Source organism: Olivibacter domesticus (assembly GCF_900109575.1).
In the GTDB taxonomy this organism is placed as follows: domain Bacteria; phylum Bacteroidota; class Bacteroidia; order Sphingobacteriales; family Sphingobacteriaceae; genus Olivibacter; species Olivibacter domesticus.
In genome coordinates, this window is the sequence record NZ_FOAF01000003.1 from 180,480 (window position 1) to 202,468 (window position 21,989).

Annotated in this window: 16 protein-coding genes and 2 tRNA genes; 8 read left to right on the forward strand and 10 right to left on the reverse strand. The window is 37.7% G+C overall.

Features of this window, described 5'->3' with window-relative positions; genetic code table 11:
- Window positions 1-186 precede the first annotated feature (186 nt).
- Window positions 187-260, forward strand: a tRNA-Pro gene (locus BMY50_RS15200).
- A 92-nt stretch (window positions 261-352) separates the two neighbouring features.
- Here the strand turns inward: BMY50_RS15200 and BMY50_RS15205 are convergent.
- The 4 genes from BMY50_RS15205 to BMY50_RS15220 form a co-directional block, all read right to left on the reverse strand.
- Complete coding sequence (locus BMY50_RS15205) at window positions 353-2,005, reverse strand: serine hydrolase domain-containing protein (protein WP_162276604.1); 1,653 nt, start codon at window positions 2,003-2,005, stop codon at window positions 353-355.
- A gap of 128 nt (window positions 2,006-2,133) precedes the next feature.
- Window positions 2,134-3,453, reverse strand: a complete 1,320-nt coding sequence (locus BMY50_RS15210; RefSeq protein WP_093326255.1) for a S41 family peptidase — start codon at window positions 3,451-3,453, stop codon at window positions 2,134-2,136.
- 85 nt (window positions 3,454-3,538) lie between these two features.
- Window positions 3,539-5,359 (reverse strand): M56 family metallopeptidase, encoded by a 1,821-nt coding sequence (locus BMY50_RS15215; protein WP_093326256.1) that lies wholly within the window; start codon window positions 5,357-5,359, stop codon window positions 3,539-3,541.
- Window positions 5,340-5,702: a BlaI/MecI/CopY family transcriptional regulator gene (locus tag BMY50_RS15220; RefSeq protein ID WP_093326257.1), complete on the reverse strand. Its 363-nt coding sequence runs from the start codon at window positions 5,700-5,702 to the stop codon at window positions 5,340-5,342. Before BMY50_RS15220 ends, BMY50_RS15215 begins: the two co-directional genes overlap by 20 nt.
- A gap of 305 nt (window positions 5,703-6,007) precedes the next feature.
- Between BMY50_RS15220 and BMY50_RS15225 the strand changes: the two genes are divergently transcribed.
- Window positions 6,008-6,095 (forward strand) — tRNA-Ser (locus tag BMY50_RS15225).
- A gap of 252 nt (window positions 6,096-6,347) precedes the next feature.
- On the opposite strand, the gene BMY50_RS15230 is transcribed toward BMY50_RS15225, so the two are convergent.
- The 6 genes from BMY50_RS15230 to BMY50_RS15255 form a co-directional block, all read right to left on the reverse strand.
- Window positions 6,348-7,058 (reverse strand): alpha/beta fold hydrolase, encoded by a 711-nt coding sequence (locus BMY50_RS15230; RefSeq protein WP_202907857.1) that lies wholly within the window; start codon window positions 7,056-7,058, stop codon window positions 6,348-6,350.
- A gap of 133 nt (window positions 7,059-7,191) precedes the next feature.
- Window positions 7,192-7,545: a cupin domain-containing protein gene (locus BMY50_RS15235; RefSeq protein WP_093326258.1), complete on the reverse strand. Its 354-nt coding sequence runs from the start codon at window positions 7,543-7,545 to the stop codon at window positions 7,192-7,194.
- Between the two features lie 162 nt (window positions 7,546-7,707).
- On the reverse strand, window positions 7,708-8,496 hold the full coding sequence (locus BMY50_RS15240) for a helix-turn-helix domain-containing protein (protein WP_093326259.1): 789 nt from the start codon (window positions 8,494-8,496) through the stop codon (window positions 7,708-7,710).
- 117 nt (window positions 8,497-8,613) lie between these two features.
- Complete coding sequence (locus tag BMY50_RS15245) at window positions 8,614-8,973, reverse strand: DUF4180 domain-containing protein (protein WP_093326260.1); 360 nt, start codon at window positions 8,971-8,973, stop codon at window positions 8,614-8,616.
- Window positions 8,974-9,363: 390 nt separating this feature from the next.
- Window positions 9,364-9,954, reverse strand: a complete 591-nt coding sequence (locus BMY50_RS15250) for a M949_RS01915 family surface polysaccharide biosynthesis protein (RefSeq protein WP_093326261.1) — start codon at window positions 9,952-9,954, stop codon at window positions 9,364-9,366.
- Window positions 9,955-10,095: 141 nt separating this feature from the next.
- On the reverse strand, window positions 10,096-10,992 hold the full coding sequence (locus BMY50_RS15255; RefSeq protein ID WP_202907858.1) for a sugar phosphate isomerase/epimerase family protein: 897 nt from the start codon (window positions 10,990-10,992) through the stop codon (window positions 10,096-10,098).
- Between the two features lie 932 nt (window positions 10,993-11,924).
- Between BMY50_RS15255 and BMY50_RS15265 the strand changes: the two genes are divergently transcribed.
- The 6 genes from BMY50_RS15265 to BMY50_RS15290 all read left to right on the forward strand — a co-directional run bounded on the left by BMY50_RS15265 (window position 11,925) and on the right by BMY50_RS15290 (window position 21,959).
- Entirely contained in the window at window positions 11,925-13,007 is a 1,083-nt protein-coding gene (locus BMY50_RS15265) for an efflux RND transporter periplasmic adaptor subunit (RefSeq protein ID WP_093326263.1), read from the forward strand.
- Window positions 13,008-13,032: 25 nt separating this feature from the next.
- Window positions 13,033-16,200 (forward strand): efflux RND transporter permease subunit, encoded by a 3,168-nt coding sequence (locus tag BMY50_RS15270; RefSeq protein WP_093326264.1) that lies wholly within the window; start codon window positions 13,033-13,035, stop codon window positions 16,198-16,200.
- Window positions 16,193-17,626: a TolC family protein gene (locus BMY50_RS15275; RefSeq protein ID WP_093326265.1), complete on the forward strand. Its 1,434-nt coding sequence runs from the start codon at window positions 16,193-16,195 to the stop codon at window positions 17,624-17,626. Before BMY50_RS15270 ends, BMY50_RS15275 begins: the two co-directional genes overlap by 8 nt.
- Window positions 17,627-17,845: 219 nt before the next feature.
- Complete coding sequence (locus BMY50_RS15280; RefSeq protein WP_093326266.1) at window positions 17,846-18,457, forward strand: FMN-binding negative transcriptional regulator; 612 nt, start codon at window positions 17,846-17,848, stop codon at window positions 18,455-18,457.
- A 446-nt stretch (window positions 18,458-18,903) separates the two neighbouring features.
- On the forward strand, window positions 18,904-21,243 hold the full coding sequence (locus tag BMY50_RS15285) for a hypothetical protein (RefSeq protein WP_093326267.1): 2,340 nt from the start codon (window positions 18,904-18,906) through the stop codon (window positions 21,241-21,243).
- 164 nt (window positions 21,244-21,407) lie between these two features.
- Window positions 21,408-21,959 carry an RNA polymerase sigma-70 factor gene (locus BMY50_RS15290; RefSeq protein WP_093326268.1) on the forward strand — a complete coding sequence of 184 codons (552 nt, stop codon included), beginning with the start codon at window positions 21,408-21,410 and terminating at the stop codon, window positions 21,957-21,959.
- The last annotated feature ends 30 nt before the right edge of the window (window positions 21,960-21,989 follow it).

Genomic DNA, 21,989 nt, shown 5'->3' on the forward strand with positions numbered 1-21,989 from the left:
ACCTTAAAATATATAGTTTGATATTTAGTTGCTCAGGTTATCATTTACTTTAATGTGAAATCATATAAGATACTTATAAACAATGTGAGAAGAATAAAAGTTTTTGGCAGCTGTTTTATATTAGTCCATTTAGCAAACAATTGCGAATAAATTTTTTTTTGTATATGTTTGTCATCCCAAAAACCTCGGGATGTAGCGTAGCCCGGTATCGCGCCAGCATGGGGTGCTGGAGGTCGTCGGTTCAAATCCGGCCATCCCGACAATGAAAAGAAGAGCTTCTGTAAAAAATGGGAGCTCTTTTAACAAGAACCATGTTTGCCGTGACAAAAAAAGCAACAAAAAATTAACTAGCCTATATCTTCGTAGATAATAATATTTTCACACTATTTAATATATATTCCCCTAAATAATAAGATCCTACGTCATAATTGGATAGAACAACTATAGTATAACCGCTTTTAGGAAATATATATTCAACAGCGCTGATACCAGGAGCACCACCTGAATGACCTACAATTAGATTATTAGAAGAGCTCCAGAGCTGAAAGCCATAACCATATTGTTTTCCAGCATAATAGGTAAACATTTTTGTGAGAGAGGAATCCGAAACAAGCTTATTTGAAGTGAGTGCAATAGCAAAACGGTGCAGATCACCTATTGTAGAATAAGCTCCGCCGGCAGATGAACCCCTTGTATAACTGGAGTGTAAATTGCTTTTGTAACTATCATCAGTTTGAAAAGTGTATCCAAGAGCGACATTTTGAGGGCTATCGTCGATATTATACACATCAGTTGCTGTCATTCCTGCCAGTGTATAAATATGCTTTTTGACGTAATCAAAATAATTCATTCCAGAAACCTTTTCGATAATTGCACCTAAAAGTATCATGCCGGTATTGCTATATTGCCAATTTGATCCCGGATTAAAAGATAAGCTGCTTGTTTTTATAAAGGGTCTATATCCGTCAAGAGTTGTAAAAGTATCATCCGAGGTATCATCAAAATCTCTGTTAAAGAAGTCTCCTAAACCAGAAGTATGAGTGAGTAAATGATGGATTGTTATTTTATCAGCTAATTCCTTAGACAGCCAGCTAGTATCCAAATATTTAGAAACGGTATCAGCTACTTTAAGTTTATTTTTTTCAGCTAGTTGCATAATTGCCAACGCCGTAAACATTTTATTCATTGAACCAAGATTAATTCGTGTATCCAAATCGTTCTTTTTATGTGATTCTTTTACAGCGTCACCACAGACATATTGTAAGAGCACGCTATCTCCCCTTGCCACTAATATAGTTCCTGAAAAAAGATCTTTTTGTTGTAGTGTTGTTAAGATATGTTGAACATCTTCTATCAAGTCTTTCTCCGTTTTTATCTTTTTTGTTTGGTATTTATTGGCAATCACTCTACTGTTAAATAGTTTAATTTTATTGTCTTTATCCAGTTTTATATTGAACTCAAAAGCATTATTAAAGATTTTACCTTTAGCCTGGTAATCCGCTAGCGCTGCTTTATGAATAAACCTAGTGTTTTTGCAAATATTGAGCTCACCTGTAAATCGATAGGCCATATGGATACGATTTCTGAAATAGTCACTGTGATATTGTTGAAAGGATACGGAACAATGTTCTTTCAAAAATGCTTTAATACTATCGTTAGAATGGCTATTAATTAATTTTATTAACTTTTCTGCCTTGCTATCCATTAGCGCTTGTAAGGCTTTCGCCTCGGAAGGACTCAAATTTCTAGGATTTTCAGGCTTATAATTATGATCTCTGATCCAGAGATCTCTTCCAAAAGCGGAGAACTGATCTATTTCACCGGTTTTATTTTTACTAAATATTAACGGAAAGTTTTCTTCCGTATTAATAAATTCAAAAGACGACTGCTGGTTAAAAAGTATCTCTTTAAAATCCCATTGTTGAATCAGCTTGAGCTGATTTCCCTCAACAAGTATTTGTATATACATGTCATTTAATTGCTCATGTTTGTAGTAGCCAGTCATATTTTTAAGCAAAGAATTGTCAATATTAGACTGTGCTACAACAATATTTGCCATTAAAGAAAAACAGAGGAAAATTGGCAAAAGAAGTTTAAATGACTTAGCCAGCATAATTTGGATTTTATAATGGTTTAATTAATTCGCGGTTTATCTACAATCCTTCCATTTTCGAAAAGTAACTTGATGGAGGATATCTTTCCGCTTTTATCTTTAATAAATTCAACGTGAGCATTTTCATCCAGTGTGAAAAGACTCTTTTTGATAGGCTTTAACTCAAAAATTTCTCCACCCCTTTCGTTATTTTTACATAAAATTTTGTCTTTTTCAACGTAAAAATTCAATCCACCCGTATAGGTACTTGGAAATAGATTATGTGTTTCAGAAGACAAGGTAAATTCTTCACTTGCAGATAATCGGTCTATTGCCCATTGAATTTTTCTCTTTTGTTGTTCATCTTTAATACCTGCGAGTTGTTTTTGCAAGATTGTTGTTTGTGTGATTTTCAATGCTTCATTTGCAGAAGACTGAATATCAGGTTTTACTCCAGTTCCCTCCCAGTCCGTTTTGGTATAAGGATTTAATGACCTTGCAAAAGGGACATTAATCTGAAATCCCTGACCAAGGAGAAAAGGCTTCGTTGGATGTGCCCCACCGCCAGTAGTTTCACCTACAATAATTGCCCGTTTTACACTTTGCATCCCATAGCTAAAATCTTCTGCCCCCGAAAAGGTTCGTTTACTAGTTAAGATATATACGGGCATTTTCAGTGTTATTCCTGCTGTCTTTGCAGGATCAGCATAAAAGTAACTAGTATCCTTACTTAGTCGGTCAATAATATCATTCATATGTGTTTTTTGTTGGAAGAAATAACTTTCGATATAACTAACCATTTCGGGGCTGCCGCCACCGTTCGATCGTAGATCAATAATAATAGCCGTTGTATTAATTAGAAATTTGAGTGCCGATGATACGGTAGACTTAGAGCCCTCTATATCACCTGAAAATCCATTGAAAAGAAGATAGCCAATATTTCCCGGTAATACTTCCACCTTTTTAAAAAGATAATTCTGTTCTTTTTCTAATCTCTTAAGTTCTTCTATTTCTTCCGCCGAGGGTTTCTGTTCGCCTTTATTTCTATTTGTGAAAAGTGAGTCATAATAGATCCGCATATGTGGATCTGTATGAACAGATCGTATATCATCAAGCAATTTTTCCGACAACTTCATGGGATCACTTATTCCTTCATAGGCTTTTTTTATTAATTGCTGTCTTAAATGCTTATTTATTAATTCAGCCTTTTCTGGAAAAACATAATAATTATCCAAAGTGCTCGTAAGCGAATCTATTAGTTCAGTAACATTTATACGTTGTACATTTGTTTGCGCTGACAAAGGACGAAAAGGAGCTATAAACAATAAATAAATCAATACTGCTAGGTGCACATTTTTCATATTTAAGCGGTTAGTAAGGATTAATTATATTTGATTTATACAAAAAATAGACAAGCTTATAAATTATAGTACTATTTTAGATATTTTATAAAATTCTTTTAGCATCTATAGGAATACCCTCCTGCATCAAACGAGCTTTATAAGTACCATCTAGTGTTTTTATAAATTCGACCGTTGTTGTTGGATCTCCTTTCATAAAAAACTTATTTTGACTTTCAGCTAATATAACGCCATGGTCCTCTCCATTTGCGAACACTCGTAAATGTTTACCTTCCTTTTTAAAAGTTAAAATCCAATCCGTTCTAGAACTATATTTGCCTGCATAACCCGTCAATTGGGCATTAGTGAGTGCTACAATTCGTTTAACAGTCGGTCTATAATCCTTTACTTTATGCCATAGATCTTTGTCAAAAGCTATTGCTTTAGTAATGCTTCCATCTTCTTCACAAATAAATTCCAAGGGGAAAATTCCTTGTTTAGAAAAGAAATGGAACGGGGATTCGGAGAATAATTTTATCTTTTTTCCTGTCCATAGTTCATTAAGTATCAAATGTTTATTATCAGAAATAATTTGAAAATATTTGGGGTCGTTTCCAAATTGATAATAACCTTCCATTGCTTTTAATTGTGCCTGTGGCAATTTTATTTCGTGTTTACGAAAGGCATTATAATCATCCACTTTATTCCATAGATCTTTGTCAAATGCTAACAGCTGTCTTATTTTTCCATCTCCTGCTTTAATGAATTTTAATGGAAAGTCTCTGTGTTCATTATAGAATTCAAGATTATCTTTTTCTTCAAAAATGATCTTTTCATTATTCCAGAGTTGTTCCAACACAAGTTTTCCATCTTGGTTTATAATATGTATAAGCACATGTTTGGCATTGATAAATTGATAGTAACCAGTTAAAGTATTATAAAGTTTATAAAGGGCACTATTACTTTCTGGCTTTTGAATGTTATGTGATGCTTGAAGTGTGATGTATATGCTAAACAGTAATGGAATAAGCATTGAATATTTAAGTAACCGTATATTCGAAGGTCTTTCTCTGTTAATCATCCATATACGTTGTTTTATTTTAGAGGCATTAAAAGAGTTGGCTAAGAATAGATTGGCCGACTTCATAGATTTCTCAAGTATATAATACTGGTAATTTTTAATAGGGGTACCAGAAGCTATCACGGCTTCGTCCGCCAGATACTCGAGATTCAATTTAAGGTCTTTTTTTAATAGTAAAACTAGCGGATTTATCCAAAGAAGAATATGCAAAAGTTCAATCAATAAGATATCAACGCTATGCCATTGTTTGCAATGTGCTTCTTCATGTTGTATTACATGTTTATACTGCTCCGAATTATAGTTTTCTTCATTTATTACTATGTAATTAAAATAAGAAAAAACAGCAGTATTTTTTTGCGGATTACAATAAACAATGCCTTTTAATCTATATTTTTCGCTTCGTTTAATTATCTGTAAAACTCTCAACATCTGTATAGTAAGCCTAACGACTAATATCACACTTACTAATAAATATAGAATGATAGTTAGGTGTTTGGCGGATATATTAAATATAGGAAAGCCTTGATAAATAGAAGACCCCTGCTTTTGGATTTCAACCACAGCATGGTTTGGGACGGTGCTAATTTTTGCAGATACTTCGTAAAGTTTACTAATATGAAAGAGTACAGGACGGTTGTTTGAAAAGTTGAAAATATTATCTAATGGGATTAATGGCAGAGTGAAAGATAATATGATGGCGGCAAGTAAAAGGATACGGTTCCAAACCAAGAATTTCTCTTTCCTAAAGAATAAGTAATAGAAAAAATAGAAACTAGATACGATTATGTTAACTTTCAAAAAGTATATAGTCAATGATTCCATAGCTTTATCTTTTTTTCTTTTCAATCATATCCATGATTTCCTTAAGATCTTCTACTGATATATCTTCTTCCTCAGCAAAAAAGCTAACCACATTTTTCATTGAATTACCGAACAATCCGGTCAATAAGGGCTTTACAAAGCGGGTTGTATATTCCTTTTTAGTAATGGCGGCTGCGTATCGATATGTAGAACCGAAATCTTCAAATTTCAAAAACCCTTTATCAGCGAGTCTTTTCATTGTTGTCGCAACAGTATTGATGTGGGGCTTTGGTTCCGGTAACTCTTCGCGTACTTCTTTTGCAAAGGCTTTTTTAAGCGTCCAAACAATTTGCATTAAAGCTTCTTCTTTTTCACTCAGTCTTTTCATACAGCAATTATATAACTATTTTTGTAATTATACAACTACAATAGTAGTTTTTATAAGGCTCGCTTGCTAACCTTTAGATAAAAAATGCTGCGATTTCCTTCCAAGAATTGGTTTTTAATCATGTAGTGGTATTTGTTATACCTTTAAAAATAGTATCATATTATAACCATTAAGTGTAGGAAAATTTAGCAGGATAAACTAATTGGAAATAATCTCTGTTGCCAAAGAACGCCGGAAATAAAACGTCCTATTCTAGAAATTAAATAAGATGTGTACATCTTAATATAATTTATATCTTTGCCGCTGGAAAGTTGGCAGAGTGGTCGAATGCGGCGGTCTTGAAAACCGTTGTCTGTAACAGGACCGGGGGTTCGAATCCCTCACTTTCCGCCAAAGTAATATCAACCCGGCAACAGCCGGGTTTTGTTGTTTTTAGCCTTTTGCGAGCTTGCTCGAACAAAAGATCAGAAACAACAAAAATAACGAACGTGGTGAGCGGTTGATGTTGCTTTGAAGCCCCTTTTCAGGGATCACTGAACAAAGCGAGGTAATCCCTCACTTTCCGATAAACATCAGCAAGTTCGACTATCATCGGATTATTTTTTTTAATAGCGGCCTTAAATAAAAATAAAGCTCTTTGTTTCGCTAAGTCCTTTTTCTAATCCATGAAATTATTGTTTCAGCGAGAACTTGCGGCTGTTCAACAGGTATCATATGCCCACTATTGGATATCATTTTTAGTTCAGCATTCGGTATAGCATGATACAGTTCTTTCGTTTCGTTTAAGCTTCGCAATTGATCTTCGTCTGCACCGATAACCAAAGTTGGGCAGTTAATGCCACCTAACCACTCCCGATCGTCTTCGCGTTGCAGCATTGATTGGCGAACAAACACATCCTTGCCAAGCCTTATTCCCATCATTCGGATGCGCTCTAATAACGCATTGTTATTAGCCAGCCGCGGATGTAAGGAAAGTTTTATAGCCGCCTTGCTTAAACCTCCAAAAGAAGCAGAAGACATCGCTTGTACAGCCGAGATTTTGCTTCTTCTCTGTTCAACGGTATCTGGGTGCAAGGAAGACGCTATGAGGATAAGCGCTGTTACTCTTTCGGGTGCTATACGTAGCATTTGTCTGGCAATATAACCACCCAGAGAAAAACCAATAAGTATGAAATGCGGAGGAGCGGAATTAAGGATGTGAGCAGCCATTTCCTGAATGGTGTTTCCATGTGTTAACGAGGCATTTATAGGTCGCCCAACTTCTCGTAGTGCCATGTCCATATCTGCCCATAATGTTTCATCCGCCATAAAGCCGGGAACAAGTACAATATCTAAGAGACTTTCAGAGGTAATCATTTAAAATTTTATTAAACTATTGAATTAGATTTTTCAACAAAAAAAATAGGTATCGCCTAATGATTGTAAACCGGTTATTTCCTACTATAATTTCAATGCCAAAAATCACAGCAATTTAATAGAGAAACATCAATTACAATATTTCAACCTCTTGGGGTATAACAAGCAGTATTTGGCAACCAGTATCAGTTTTTACAGCATGCTTAAAACCTGGTGGTGTATATAAATAGTCTCCTTCAGTGAGCAATGTCCCTTCGATAATGGCATTCCCTTCTAAAACAAATAATTCTTCACCACCTGGGTGGATGTGATAGGGGTAACTAGCACCAGCCTCAAACTTAAGTAAAATAGTTTTGGAGCGTTGTGTAGCTTTATCATATCGAAGCGATTTTACGAATATCCCTTCATAATGTGTCCCCTTTTCAATCAGCGGCAACCATTCAGTGCTTGTGCTTTTTACGATGTAATCATTAATATCAGTACTCATAATTTTTATAATTTAAGCATTCAATAAATTATTTATCGCCTATATATGGCTTGGGATGTTGCTAATAAAACGTTCGAATCTAAAAGCAATACAAACAACAATACAAAGGTGCACTGTTAGACCTGCTGAAAAAATAGATAATCTTCAAAAAAACATATAAAATCAGATAGCAAACCTTTTCCTATAGTCTTTAGGCGAAAAGTCAGTATGCTTTTTAAAGAAGTTAGAAAAGTAGAAGGGATCATTAAAACCTAATTGAAATGCAATTTCTTTTATTGGCAGATTTTGATAAATGAGCATACGCTTAGCTTCTGAAATGATAAGGCTATAAATTACATTTTGGGCTGTTTTATTAGTATGTATTTTTGATAGCTCATTAAGGCCATATTCGGTAGTATGTAGTTTGAACGAAATTTGGGCGACAGAATAATTCGCTGAAAAATTATTTCGTACTTCTTCTAAAAAACGGAGAAATAAAGCATCGGGTTTCCATATCTTGTCACCCTTATTAATCTTTACTCTATTCATTTCAACTAACAGGAGTTGAATATAAGAACGGATTGAGATGAAGTATTGATATGGTTTTACCAGTAATTCATTGGCTATGTTTGTTAGTAGGGCTTTGAAATTACCGGGCGGGTTTACGGTGATGATTTCATTCATCCCGAAATGACAGAACAAACCATTGTGAAAGATAAGTTCAATGTCATTATCATCCTTGCAAATAAAATCAAGAGAGAACTCCAAGACATAAATAAGGCCACTGATATCCTTAAAAAAGTGAACCTGTCCAGAAGTGATGGTAAGTACTTGATGCTGGGTGAGATAAAACTGATTTTCGTCAACCATTATTGTGGCACTACCTTTTTCACACCAAACAAGTAAGTATTTTAATACTCTTTTAGGATTTATGTAGTCTGTTAGCTTGTGTAGTCTATTCAATGCTACCATTCCGAAATCAAGATTAATCAGATTCGATTTATAGTATAGATACCCAATGGCAATATATTTTTTCTATCGAAACACATAGCATGAAACCATCCTATGTGTTGACATATTCAGCATGCTTTAATTTGAAAGTACCTGTACAGCGAGTTCTACAGAAGGCACAAAATTGATATGTCCAACGTTGTTACTTTCATAAATAAAGTCTTTTATACTTTTTCCTAGATAGTCATTAAAACTACCTACTAATGCAAGCCGGATGCGGTAGTTAGAAAACTTTTGAAGTATTTCACCAGCCATTCCATTCTTTAGATCAAAAAAAGCGGGCGTGATGTTTTTCTCGTGAATGATCATTTTATCGAAGCCCAGATAATATATATTGCCCAATAAGTCCAATCCATCTTCTGCAGATTCAATTATTACCTCTTCTGAAATAATTTCTGCAATTTCTGTGTCGTTTATTCTATGTGTTTCAATTTTCATGTTGCCTTGAGCGTCATTTTAATAAATGTAAGGTTCAAACTTAGATAAATTGCTTTTTATATGCAATATAATCGCGTGGCATATAAAAGCAGTTTATTGGTTCTCTCCTCTGCCATTTGGAGCTTATTGTAATAGAGGAAATATACTAAGTTCAGAGAAGATGTTGTTTTTTGTTCTTTATTGAAAATAACGGTCCTTATTAAAATAAGCTATTTTTAATTTAGTGTAAAAAAAAAATTTAAAGTTACGGAAAGATCGAATACAGAAACGATGTCTTCCAACAAATATATTTTAATGATATGATTCGAAATATATTTAATATTGATATTTGTGAAATATGCCTACGATTTTAGGTGTTGATTGGGCTATAAAGAAGAGTTTATTTACTAATTATTTAAATTTCACCATATAAAATTCCTTTATGAAAGCAAGTGCATACGCTCGATAAATATCGCTTTTTTGCATAAAATTAATGTCGAAAGAAGAATCTCCTCCTTCTGTTGTTCCGTCAGGATACTCTATAAGCTGTGCACTTTCCAATGTAGAGGGTATACCCCTTTCATCCATCATTTTTACAATAACGGTTGAAGGACTAATATCGCCTTTACAAGCCATTTGATAAATAATCCATACCTCCATGACGCCATCATTATTAAAATCTGTAAACCGAGGTTTAGCTAGGAATTTGGCTTCCACATCTACCGGACAATCCTCTACACCATCTTTAATCTCCCAAAGTGTTTGGTTATTATCATTTCTGGTGAGTTGATGGGTCATGTGGATAAAGCTGCTGTGGGTGCCATCTTCAGATCCGGAGATCTCTCCTGAGCTGCTGAGTAATAGTATATGATTTCCAGATTTGTCGGTATAGCTAACGGTGTCGATGCTGTGATTTATAAAGTCAGGGATAGGATGTTGTGCGGAAACGGTTCCAACAGTGCAATAGAAACCAATAGCGAATAAAGTGATTATCTTACTCATTCTTTAAAAATTATTTTCAAAGGTAACGGCTTGTCTCGAATGGAAGATCACTGATTCCCGTGATTTATCTTAAATACACTATGATTATGAATTTGAAAAAATCATGGATGGTAGCTATGGAAGAGGCAGACGCACAGTGCGCTATAAATAGCTTTGTAAATTACTTTTAAAAAACGCTGCACTCTCCGCTATACTCTGCATAGAATTCTTACGGAAATTACCGCCCTGCTCGAGGTAGTAGAATTCCATTCCTGCAATTTCCGTGTCAGGAAGAATTGCCGTGTAATCAATCGAGCCGTTTCCAAGTTCTGTATAGTCTTGGCTGACCTTGTCCATATCTTTTATATGCCACATCACAAAACGTTCAGGTTGTTTTCTAAAAAGTTCAGCGGGTGTACGCTTCGATGCACGCGCTACCCAGTAAAGATCTATTTGCAATTTTACCAAGTTAGGGTCTGTTTCCCCCATGATGATATCGTAACCGATTTCGCCATCATGGTCGATAAATTCGAAGTTATGGTTATGATAGGCGAACCCTAATCCTGCTTTCTTGATCCGCTCCCCAACAGTATTCAATTTTGATGCAAGTAGTTTAAATTTTTCGATGTCCCTATCCTTGGGATCCAGCCAGGGCCAAGTGATATATTTTTGCTTAAGCACATCTGCTCCCACGATACATTGGTCTACATAAGCGAGCAATTCAGCGTCGGGAACATTTAAATAGCGAAACAGATCATAATGGCCGCTCGTGGTGGTCAATCCATTATCGTCCAATAATTGCTTAAAATCCTTTGCTTTTAAACCATAATAAGAAACTACCTTGGGGTCAAAGCCATAGGTCTCCGTATCTTCATAGCCAATAGACATCACTTCTTTCAAAGTCGTAATAGGATCTTTAGCCATTGCATCGCGGATAGTGAACAATTGTAGGCCCATTTTATACCTTGGTTTAGGTGCCGCTGCTAAGGTAGTACCACCTATTAAAAATCCTGATGCAGCGATGCAGGTATGTGAGATAAAGTCCCTTCTGGTAATCATTTTTTATGGTTAACGAATTAAAATTATAAAAGCTAAACAAGTTAAATCTTCTTCATCCACGTTTTAGCATAAAGACACCATGCTAAAACGAAAAACGATGCTTAAATTAAGTAAAATTTGTCTAAAAAGGATTTTGTGTACTTTTTAGAAATTAAACTCCTTTTTTCAGAGATAGCAGACACATGGTATATTCACTATTAAAATAGAGGATCAAGTGCTGAAACGAATTCCATTACCGCTGTGAGAGGAAGTTTTTTCAGGGCTACGTGATAGACTCTTTTTCAAACACAATAAAGTACGCATAAGTCAGTTAATATTAATGACAAAATTCTGACTGAAAAAAATGTTATGTACACTATAACTGTCATGCAAGATATTAATTTTGAGGCCGACTTATGAAAGTTGTAGTTATCTATTTTTTATTCCTCTTTTCCCTGCTTCTAAAAGCGCATGATAGTGCATATGCAGGGGTAAAATATAATAGTAGTACTTACCACTCCCAGATTCAACCTATTCAAAAGATTGCAAAATCAAAATTAAGCAAGGTCGAACGAGGGCATATCATCAAAAAAAATACGATCTTAATTGAAGAAGAAGAATTCTTCGATATCGAAAATGAAGATGATAGTCAAGTCTTTTCCCGAAAAGATATATTGCTAGTCGATAGCTCTGTAATAATAGTCTACGGATCTATTTTATTTTGTTTATACTATTACGAAAAAAAGCGTTTACCTCTTTGTAAACATTTTTCTTACACAGCATCTTATAAGTACATTCTACAAAGAACATTAAGAATCTGATTCATTAAATACGTCAGTGACAGCGTGTGGACCGTAATAATTCCCGGTTCAAACCTGTAAACTGATATCTCTTCGCATTCTACGGAATTTAGATTCCGAGTCATCAAATCATTTAATAATATTACTTAAAGCATGAACAGAATACTAATGCTCATGGGTCTGTGTGGGCTATTTGCTTATACAAGCTGCACGTCCAAAAAAGAAAAAAAGGAAGAAGCCAGTAAATATACGGCTACCAGTCCTTTAAAAATTGATACTTCATTTACTAAGGAGTATGTTTCACAGATTCGATCTGTTAGGAACATTGAAATTCGAGCGCAAGAAAAAGGCTACCTACAAAACATTTATGTAGATGAGGGCCAGTTTGTGAAAGCAGGTCAGCTGCTGTTTAAAATTATGCCGAAGATGTATGAAGCAGAATTGCTGAAGGCAGAGTCTGAAGCTAAAGCGGCAGAGATAGAGCTGCAGAATACCAAGACTTTGGTGGATAAAGATGTCGTCTCAAAAAATGAGCAAGCCATGGCACAGGCCAAACTTGAACAGGCAAAGGCCGAAGTTGCCCTCGCCAAACTCCACCTATCTTTCACCGAGATCAGGGCTCCCTTTGACGGAACTATCGACCGTATTCCATTAAAATTAGGAAGCCTAATTGACGAAGGCGAATTACTCACGAGTCTTTCGGATAATAGTCAGATGTTCGTTTATTTTAATGTATCCGAACCTGAGTACCTCGATTACGAAACCAATAAAAAAGGTCGTGGAAATACTAAGGTAAGCTTACTATTAGCAAACAACCAGGTATTAGCCTACAAAGGAGATGTGGAAACCGTTGAAAGTGAGTTCGACAGCGAGACTGGAAATATTGCCTTCCGAGCGCGATTTCAAAACCCAGATCGACTTTTGCGAAATGGTGAAACGGGAAAGGTGCTCATGACCGTTCCACTCAGTAAGGCATTAGTTATTCCACAGAAAGCAACCTACGAGATCCAAGATAAGCTATATGCCTTTGTAATAGACAAAAATAATGTAGTAAAATCGAGAAATATTACGATCGGTGGCGAAATCCCTGATCTGTACGTGGTAGAAAGCGGCCTTTCAGAGAGCGACAAGATATTGCTCGAAGGTGTTCAGAAAGCAAAAGATGATGAAAAGATTCATTATGAATATCAGGCACCTAACGAAGTTATTTCCCATTTACGATTGAGAACGGAATAATAGTTTAATTAAAAAAGTACAAACTATGTTTAACAAATTTATACAGCGACCGGTTCTTTCTATATCCTTATCGCTTATTATTGTCTTTCTGGGTATTCTGGCCCTAATCCAGTTACCAGTAACACAGTTTCCTTCGATTTCACCGCCTACAGTAAATATTACAGCAGAGTACCCTGGAGCAAATGGCGAACTATTAATCAAATCGGCAGTTATTCCTCTAGAAAGAGCCATCAATGGTGTGCCAGGGATGAAATATATGGCCTCAGATGCAGGTAACGATGGTGAGGCGAGCATACAGGTGGTATTCAATCTCGGAACCGATCCTAACCAAGCATCCTTAAATGTTCAAAATCGGGTCGCATCTGTGGTTAATAAACTACCGCCATTGGTCGTACGAGAAGGGGTAAAGATTACCCTTGAGCAACCCAACATGCTTATGTATGTTAACCTTCACAGTGACGATCCACATGCCGATGAGAAATTTCTTTATAATTATGCAGATATCAATATCTTACCGGAGCTGAGAAGAGTAGACGGGGTTGGGGTGGCAAATATCCTAGGCACTCGTGAATATGCCATGCGGATCTGGTTGAAACCCGATCGCATGTTGGCTTATAAGATTTCTGCTGAAGAAGTAATGGAGGCACTGGGTGAACAGAGCTTGGAGGCTTCTCCCGGAAAAACGGGAGAAAGCTCAGGTAAAAGATCGCAAGCATTTGAATACGTCCTAAAATATCCTGGAAGGTTCAGTACAAAAGAACAATATGGAAACATCATTTTAAGGTCCAGCGCGAACGGTGAAATACTTCATCTGAAAGATGTTGCAGATGTAGAACTTGGAAGCTCGATGTACGATATTTATTCAAATCTCAATGGCAAGCCTTCTGCAGCCATCGTGTTAAAGCAGTCGTATGGAAGTAATGCCAGCGAAGTCATCAATAACGTAAAAGCCAAATTAAAGGAAATTAAAGAAAGCTCTTTTCCAAAAGGAATGGATTATGAAATCAGCTATGACGTTTCTAAATTTCTGGACGCTTCAATTGACAAGGTGATTCACACCCTCGTGGAAGCCTTCATCTTGGTAGGTTTGGTAGTATTTCTGTTCTTGGGCGACTTACGTTCTACCCTTATACCTGCTATTGCGGTGCCAATATCCCTTATAGGAACGTTTTTATTTATGCAATTCTTCGGCATTACCTTAAACCTCATTACCCTATTTGCATTAGTGCTGGCAATAGGTGTGGTAGTAGATGACGCCATCGTCGTCATTGAAGCGGTTCACGCGAAAATGGAAGAAAAACATCTTTCAGCAGTCAAGGCTACTAAGGAAGCAATGAAGGAGATAAGTGGTGCCATCGTCGCTATCACTTTTTTAATGGCATCGGTATTTATTCCTGTTGCCTTCATGTCGGGACCTGTAGGGGTATTTTATAGGCAATTTTCCATAACGATGGCAACCGCCATTATCCTTTCGGGAGTTGTGGCCCTTACCCTTACGCCCACCCTTTGCGCGATTATTCTCAATAACGCCCACGGAAAACCTAAGAAGATCACGCCTGTAGATAGATTTATAGGAGGGTTTAATAAGGCATTCAATAGGCTTTCCGGCAAATACCAAAAAGTGCTTGGGCTTGTTGTTCACCGAAGAGCTATTACATTTATTGTGCTGATAGCCTTTTGCGCTGGAACCTGGTTCCTAAATAATAGCCTTCCCTCAGGATTCATTCCTAATGATGATCAGGGCATGTTCTATGCCATCATTCAAACGCCGCCTGGTTCATCATTAGAAAGAACGAATCAAATTGCCGAGAAGCTACAAAAAATAGCCGAAGGTATCGAAGGCATACAATCTGTTTCCTCCCTTGCCGGTTATGAAATCCTAACGGAAGGAACCGGAGCTAATTCCGGCACTTGTTTAGTCAACCTGAAAAGCTGGGAAGAACGAAAACATTCCGCTAGTGAAGTGATTGAAGAATTAGAAGAAAAGTCCAAAGACATAACTGGAGCCACCATTGAATTCTTCCAGCCACCTGCTGTGCCAGGCTATGGGGCTGCTGGTGGTTTCGAGCTGCGCTTACTAGATAAAGAAGGGTCTGGCGATTATAAAAGAATGGAAGAAGTGAGCACCGAGTTTGTGAAAGAACTAAGCAAACGCCCTGAGCTATCGTCCATATTCAGCTTTTATAGTGCAAGTTTTCCTCAATATATGCTGCGTATTGACAATGCAATTGCGCAGCAAAAAGGAGTGAGCATTGGAAATGCTATGAACACGCTTTCCACATTGGTAGGGAGTAATTATGAAACAAGCTTTATCAAATATGACCGTCCTTATAAGGTAATGGTACAGGCACTACCCCAGTATAGAGCGTTGCCTAGAGATATATTGAAGCTGTACGTGAAGAACGATCGTGACGAAATGGTACCCTTCTCCGCTTTTATGAAAATGGAAAAGGTATACGGACTTTCAGAAATCACTAGGTACAACATGTATAATGCTTCAGAAATAAGTGGCGCGCCCTCATCGGGGCATAGTAGCTATGAAGCCATAGAAGCGATCAACCAAGTGGCGAAAAAAACGCTACCGAGAGGCTTTGGGATAGACTGGGCAGGTGTATCCAAAGATCAAGTTGCCCAAGGTAATCAGCCCATTTATATCTTTCTCATCTGTCTTGGTTTCGTTTACCTCATTCTAGCAGGGCAATACGAAAGTTTTATTTTGCCGCTGGCAGTAATTCTTTCTTTACCGGCTGGAATTTTCGGAGCCTTCCTACTACTGAAGCTATTAGGATTAGAGAATAATATTTATGCGCAAGTAGCGATGGTTATGCTTATTGGTTTATTAGGTAAGAATGCGGTGCTGATCGTGGAGTTTGCTGTTCAGCAGCATCGAGCGGGTGCGACCGTCTTGCAAGCAGCAAAAGAAGGTTCTATGGTAAGGTTCCGTCCAATACTTATGACCTCTTTCGCCTTTATTGCAGGTCTGATCCCATTGGTTTTTGCTTCAGGCCCAGGAGCCATTGGTAACCGAACAATCGGTACAGCAGCTGCTGGAGGGATGCTTTTCGGTACTGTTTTCGGTGTGCTGCTTATACCGGGATTATACTACGTTTTCGGCAAAATTGCTGAGGGTCGTGTACTTGTTAAAAATGAAGAAGAAAATCCTTTAACTGAAGAAATTGATAACTATGCATAAATTTAGGAGATATCGGCAAATCAGCTTGCTGGGTGTTTGTCTGGCTGTGGCAAGCTGTAAGGTTCCCGCTATCGTGCAGCAAAGAGAAAACAAATCCGTCCCCCAATCCTATAATAATAATCGGGATACAACCACCATGTCTACGATTCAGTGGAGAAGCTTTTTTACAGATAAAAACTTGGTAGACCTGATCGATACGGCGCTGAAAAATAACCAGGAGCTCATGATCACGCTACAGGAGATCGAAATCGCCAGGAACGATATCCGATTCAAGCAAGGCCCGTTGTCTCCAACGGTTGGTGCAAAATTGGGGGCAGGCGTTGAAAAAGTAGGAAGATATACCAGTCAAGGTGCAGGCGATGCATCAACAGAGATTGAACCAGGAAAGGAGGTTCCTGATCCGCTGATGGATTATACTGCGGCGGTTTTTGCTAACTGGGAAGTAGATATCTGGAAAAAACTACATAATGCAAAGAAGGCAGCTGTAACCAAGTATTTAGCAACAGTGGAAGGTAAAAATTTTGTATTGACCAGCCTGATTGCCGAAGTGGCTAATTCGTACTATGAATTGCTGGCATTGGATAACCAGTTGGAAATTATTAAGCAAAATATCGAACTGCAAAAAAATGCTTTGGGAATCTTAAAAGTTCAGAAAGAAGCCGCCAGAGCAACCGAACTGGCTGTTCAGAAATTTCAGGCGGAAGTGTTGAATTCGCAAAGCTTGGAGTTTGAAGTTCTTCAAAAGATAAAGGAAACAGAGAATAGGATCAACTTTTTGCTAGGTCGATACCCCAAAGAAATACTAAGAGATAAAAATAGTTTTTTAAGCGCAGTACCTGGAACCGTTCGTTCAGGCATACCGTCACAGTTATTAGCAAACCGCCCAGACATCAAAAAAGCAGAACTAGAGCTGGTAGCAGCAAAGCTAGACGTAAAAGTGGCTCGGGCTGAATTTTATCCATCCTTCGGTATTTCTGCCGCTTTTGGATTACAGGCATTTAAGCCATCCTATTTGGTGAAATTTCCAGAATCAATCCTCTACTCTTTAGCTGGAGATATCGCCGGGCCACTAATTAATAAGAAGGGTATCAAAGCAGAATTTAATAATGCCAATGCCCGTCAGCTTCAGAGCATGTATAATTACGAGCGAACCATTTTAAATGCTTATCTAGAGGTTTCTACCCAACTCTCCAAAATCGATAACCTTGAACAGCGTTATGATTTAAAGTCAAAAGAAGTAGCGGCACTTACTAGATCTATTGGCGTTTCCAATGATCTGTTCAAATCTGCGAGGGCCGACTACCTTGAGGTTTTAATGACGCAACGAGATGCCTTAGCCTCTAAATTGGAACTAATAGAAACTAAAAAAGAACAGCTCAATGCCGTAACGAATGTTTATCGGGATTTAGGGGGCGGATGGAAGTAAAAATCCCCCCCATGTCTAGAACCCAAAAAAGCCATCTCTTATTTCAGGGAGATGGCTTTTCTGATGAAATTGCGTTTTGTCTAAACCCTTGTTTTTTCTTTAGAGAATGTATGAAACAAAAAGCGACAAGGTTAACTGACTGTATCTATCGAATAAAACAAAACTGAGACTGTATTTGCTGAATATCCTTAGCTATTTTTGTAAAAAAAACATAACACGATGTACATACCCAATGCATTTAAATTCGAAAATCTGGCCGATAAGATTGCCTTTATGAAACGGTACAGTTTTGCTACCATCGTAACCTGTAAAGATCAGATTCCAATAGCTACCCAATTACCCTTTGTCGTGAATGGCAGTTCCGAAGGGTTGAGCTTAAGCGGTCATTTTGCTATCGCCAATGAGCAGGCCAAGTATATCGAAGCAAACACATCTCTTGTTATATTTGCCGAGCCGCACGCGTACATATCACCAAAACATTATAATAAGAAGGAAAGTGTACCCACTTGGGATTATATTGCCATACATGCCTATGGAAGAGCCAAGATTATCAAAGATGATGCATCCAAGCTTAAGGCTTTAGAACAGATGATAACTTTTTATGAACAGTCTTATATGGAACAGTGGCAAGATCTTTCTGAAAAATTTAAAAAAGGAATGATGCAGGGTATTGTAGCTTTTGAAATGGAAATAACATCTTTACAGGGGCAGCAAAAGTTGAGTCAAAATAAAATGGAAGAGGAACGGGAAAGAATCATTCAGCATTTGGAGAAAGGTACCAATAATATGGAAAAAGAACTGGCTCCTTTTATCCGAAATTTATCGAAATAATGGAAAATTTCTCTCCGAAGTTTAAACTTGATATTTCGAAGAATATTATGCAGATAGAAAAGTGTTCATCTCATATCGTAATGGACAATCGCCATTAATTCGCAAAATCAATTATTTACCTGTTTTGCACCCATATCAAAGGAAATGTGGGTGATATTTATTACGGCTTAGTTGGAATATGCCTTAGATCGCTATGAAGTAGAAGCGATTGACTCTCTTGTAATGCCTATAGAGAAACCATCAGAACCTACTGTGACAATCCCCGTTGTATCCTATAAAACAGAGGGGACGGCTTCTTTTATATCTTATATGAATCATAACCTATTAAACTGCCTGTAAAACAATTCCTTTCCATGAAAAAAGATATTTTTTTATAAAATTGTATAAATTGGTCCTGTGTTAAGTATAGGAAACGGACTGAAGTTTATCATAATTACGAATAAAACATGCAGCATAACCCGCATCCCATCTGGAAAAGGATAAAGAATCGGCTTCAAAACGCTATTTCTTTTATCACTCCCGAACAAGCAACAATGAAGGCCAGTGGCAGTGGAATATTGATTGCTACTTTGCTTTTCTTTGCTCTTACCATGGCGGACGGGCTACTAAAGGGGGTAGGATTTGGCTATGTCCTAATTACTTTTCTAGTTCGTGCCATTCCAGCCTTGCTGGTGGCCTATATAATAAGTTGGGCCATCTTTGTGATAGCAAAAGCTCACCCTTATTTTAGGACCGGCGTGGTTTTTACAATCTTTTGCATTTTTTATTTCTACAGACTAAGCTCGGCAAACTGGCCGCTGATAACGATGCTGATCGTATTTCCCGCGCTGATCTTTGGAGGGCTATCTTACTGGTGGAGGCACCGTAGCGCTGGTTGGACGGGTAAGAAAACCATCACCGTACTATCGTTCCTGATAGGGTTGGCAGGTGCAATAATTGGACTGTATTTTTTCTTGTATCCCGGCACTCCTATAAAACCTATCACTAATTATAAAATGCAGGCTAAACTACCACAGCCGATTACTATTGACGACCCCTCCCTCCCCGGAAGTTACAAGGTCTCCTTTCTCACCTATGGATCAGGAAATGACAAAAACCGTGCGATATACGGCAAGGATGCAAAAATAAAAACACCTACTGTAGATGCTTCCCTGCTACTTAAATCGTGGAGTGGTATTTTTGGTAAATTGCGCACCTGGTTTTTTGGGTTTGACCAAACTGAATTACCCTTGAATGCCATGGTATGGTATCCGGAAAATTTGCAGAGACCCGCTCCTTTGGTGCTCGTGGTGCATGGTAACCACCTAGCACAAGACTGGTCTGAAAAGGGCTATGATTACCTAGCCGAATTATTGGCTAGTAGAGGGTATATTGTTGCATCGGTAGATGAGAATTTTATGAATACGAGTTTTACAGACATGCCTTGGGGAGGACTAAAGGATGAAAATGGCGTAAGAGGTTGGCTAATGCTGAAACACCTGGAGCTTTGGAGAGAATGGAACCAGGAGCCTGGCAATCCCTTTTTCCATCTGATAGATATGGACCGTATTGCTCTAATGGGCCACTCAAGAGGAGGAGAGGCCATGTCTCATGCTGCTTTGTTTAATACATTACCCAATCATCCCGATAATGCAAATGAAGTGTTCAATTTTAACTTCAATATAAAAGCATATGTGGCTATTGCTCCCGTGGACGCACAATATAAACCGGCCACGGTCAGAGCTCCGCTCAGGGATATTAATTATTTTGTTATCCAGGGAACTCATGATATGGATATGCAATCATATGGGGGATTGGCACCCTTTCACCGTATTTCGTATTCTCCTTCCTACAATGGGGTGAAGGCAGGGTTATATGTGCACCATGCCAACCATGGCCAGTTTAGTACGGCTTGGGGGAAATATGATCAAAGCAGCCCCTATGCCAATTTGTATAACATAACCAATTTAATGTCTGCCAAGGATCAACAGCAGATCGCTAAGGTGTATATCAGCGCCTTTCTAGATTTGAACCTGAAGGGGGTGACCGCCTATAGGCCACTTTTTATTGACTATCGTTATGGTCGTCAATGGCTACCAAATCAGATCTATTTTAATCAATTTGAAAAAAGTCAGTCGACTTTCATCGCCCGTTATGAAGAGGACCTAAATGTGCATACCGCCACCATGCCTGGTGTTTCCATCACTTCCGATCACTTAAGCGTTTGGAGAGAAGCATTGCATGAGCTAATGTGGAAAGACCATATTACCCGCGCTGCCTATATTGGGTGGAACAAAGATGAGAACAATACTGCAATAGCAACGTATACCTTCACGTTGCCGGACAGTGTAGATCTTCAGTTAGACGGGAAATCGCTTATCTTTAGCCTCGCAGAAAGCGATGAAAGTTCTATTCATGTTGAAAAAGGAAAAAAGTCAAAAGCCGAAAAAAAGCAAGAGCGGAAAGCGGAGAAAAAGGCTGCTAAAACAGATGAGGAAGAAAAGAAATCCATCGATTTTACAGTGGAATTAACAGACCGGGGAGGAAACCAGGTTCATTTTCCATTAAGTGAATGCGGTCCTTTGCAGCCCCAAATACAGAAGAAACTGACGAAGTTTACTTTTTTAAATGCGAATGATGATGCTGAATCTATTCCAGATTTCTATTATTTTGACCTGGATGCCCTACAGAAAAAGCACCCAGAATTTATAATGAATAGGTTGCGTAACATCCGTTTTATTTTTGACCGATCTCCTTCCGGTGTACTTATTCTGGATGATATCGGATTTACGGATCTGGGGAAATAGGAAGAGTTTGTCGACGATTGACTTTTGGATGGCTGATTTTTTTGAGGCTTAGAGCCAGGGAAATGAAAACAATTTTTATATCTTTATGGTGAGGTATGGGTACACCCTATTCCTCCTGGTGCCTAATCACAATTATAAACAATAATCGATCATAAGACATCCAAATGGATAGTGTCATTAATTTAGGAGATTGTGCTGTATTTGAAGAGATTTATCGTGCATATTATCCAGCTCTTTGTTTCTTTGCGTCTAAATATGTTGGCGATGACGAAAGCGAGGATATTGTGGAAAATCTTTTTTTCCGGATCTGGAAACAAAAAAAAATACTGCTTAATAATGCTCATTTAAAATCTTTCCTTTATCAGTCGACCAAAAATGCTTGTCTCGATTTTATAAAAATTCAGGGAAGAAAAGATAAAAGGTACGCCTCTCTCTGCTTGCAAATAGATGCGGTAGACCAAGATTATCTTCATAACTTTATACACACCGAAGTGATTGCAGAGATTCACCGAGCCATAAACCAGCTACCCACACAATGCAGAAAAGTGATGCATCTCGAATTTGTGGATGGTTTGAGTAATGAAGAGGTGGCGAAAGAACTTTCCTTGTCTATCCAAACCGTCAAAAACCATAAGGTAAGGGCATTAAAGATGCTTAAACAGCGGTTCTCAGGTGATATGTCTATTATAGCCATCATTCATTTTTTCTTATCGTAAAAAAACATCATGTTATAGGTACGTTTTTGA

Coding starts and splice junctions, on each gene's coding strand:
- BMY50_RS15205 (WP_162276604.1), bottom strand. CDS start 2,005: ATGACTGGCTACTACAAACATGAGCAATTAAATGACATGTATATACAA.
- BMY50_RS15210 (WP_093326255.1), bottom strand. CDS start 3,453: ATGAAAAATGTGCACCTAGCAGTATTGATTTATTTATTGTTTATAGCT.
- BMY50_RS15220 (WP_093326257.1), bottom strand. CDS start 5,702: ATGAAAAGACTGAGTGAAAAAGAAGAAGCTTTAATGCAAATTGTTTGG.
- BMY50_RS15230 (WP_202907857.1), bottom strand. CDS start 7,058: ATGATTACCTCTGAAAGTCTCTTAGATATTGTACTTGTTCCCGGCTTT.
- BMY50_RS15235 (WP_093326258.1), bottom strand. CDS start 7,545: ATGAGTACTGATATTAATGATTACATCGTAAAAAGCACAAGCACTGAA.
- BMY50_RS15240 (WP_093326259.1), bottom strand. CDS start 8,496: ATGGTAGCATTGAATAGACTACACAAGCTAACAGACTACATAAATCCT.
- BMY50_RS15245 (WP_093326260.1), bottom strand. CDS start 8,973: ATGAAAATTGAAACACATAGAATAAACGACACAGAAATTGCAGAAATT.
- BMY50_RS15250 (WP_093326261.1), bottom strand. CDS start 9,954: ATGAGTAAGATAATCACTTTATTCGCTATTGGTTTCTATTGCACTGTT.
- BMY50_RS15255 (WP_202907858.1), bottom strand. CDS start 10,992: ATGATTACCAGAAGGGACTTTATCTCACATACCTGCATCGCTGCATCA.
- BMY50_RS15265 (WP_093326263.1), top strand. CDS start 11,925: ATGAACAGAATACTAATGCTCATGGGTCTGTGTGGGCTATTTGCTTAT.
- BMY50_RS15270 (WP_093326264.1), top strand. CDS start 13,033: ATGTTTAACAAATTTATACAGCGACCGGTTCTTTCTATATCCTTATCG.
- BMY50_RS15275 (WP_093326265.1), top strand. CDS start 16,193: ATGCATAAATTTAGGAGATATCGGCAAATCAGCTTGCTGGGTGTTTGT.
- BMY50_RS15280 (WP_093326266.1), top strand. CDS start 17,846: ATGTACATACCCAATGCATTTAAATTCGAAAATCTGGCCGATAAGATT.
- BMY50_RS15285 (WP_093326267.1), top strand. CDS start 18,904: ATGCAGCATAACCCGCATCCCATCTGGAAAAGGATAAAGAATCGGCTT.
- BMY50_RS15290 (WP_093326268.1), top strand. CDS start 21,408: ATGGATAGTGTCATTAATTTAGGAGATTGTGCTGTATTTGAAGAGATT.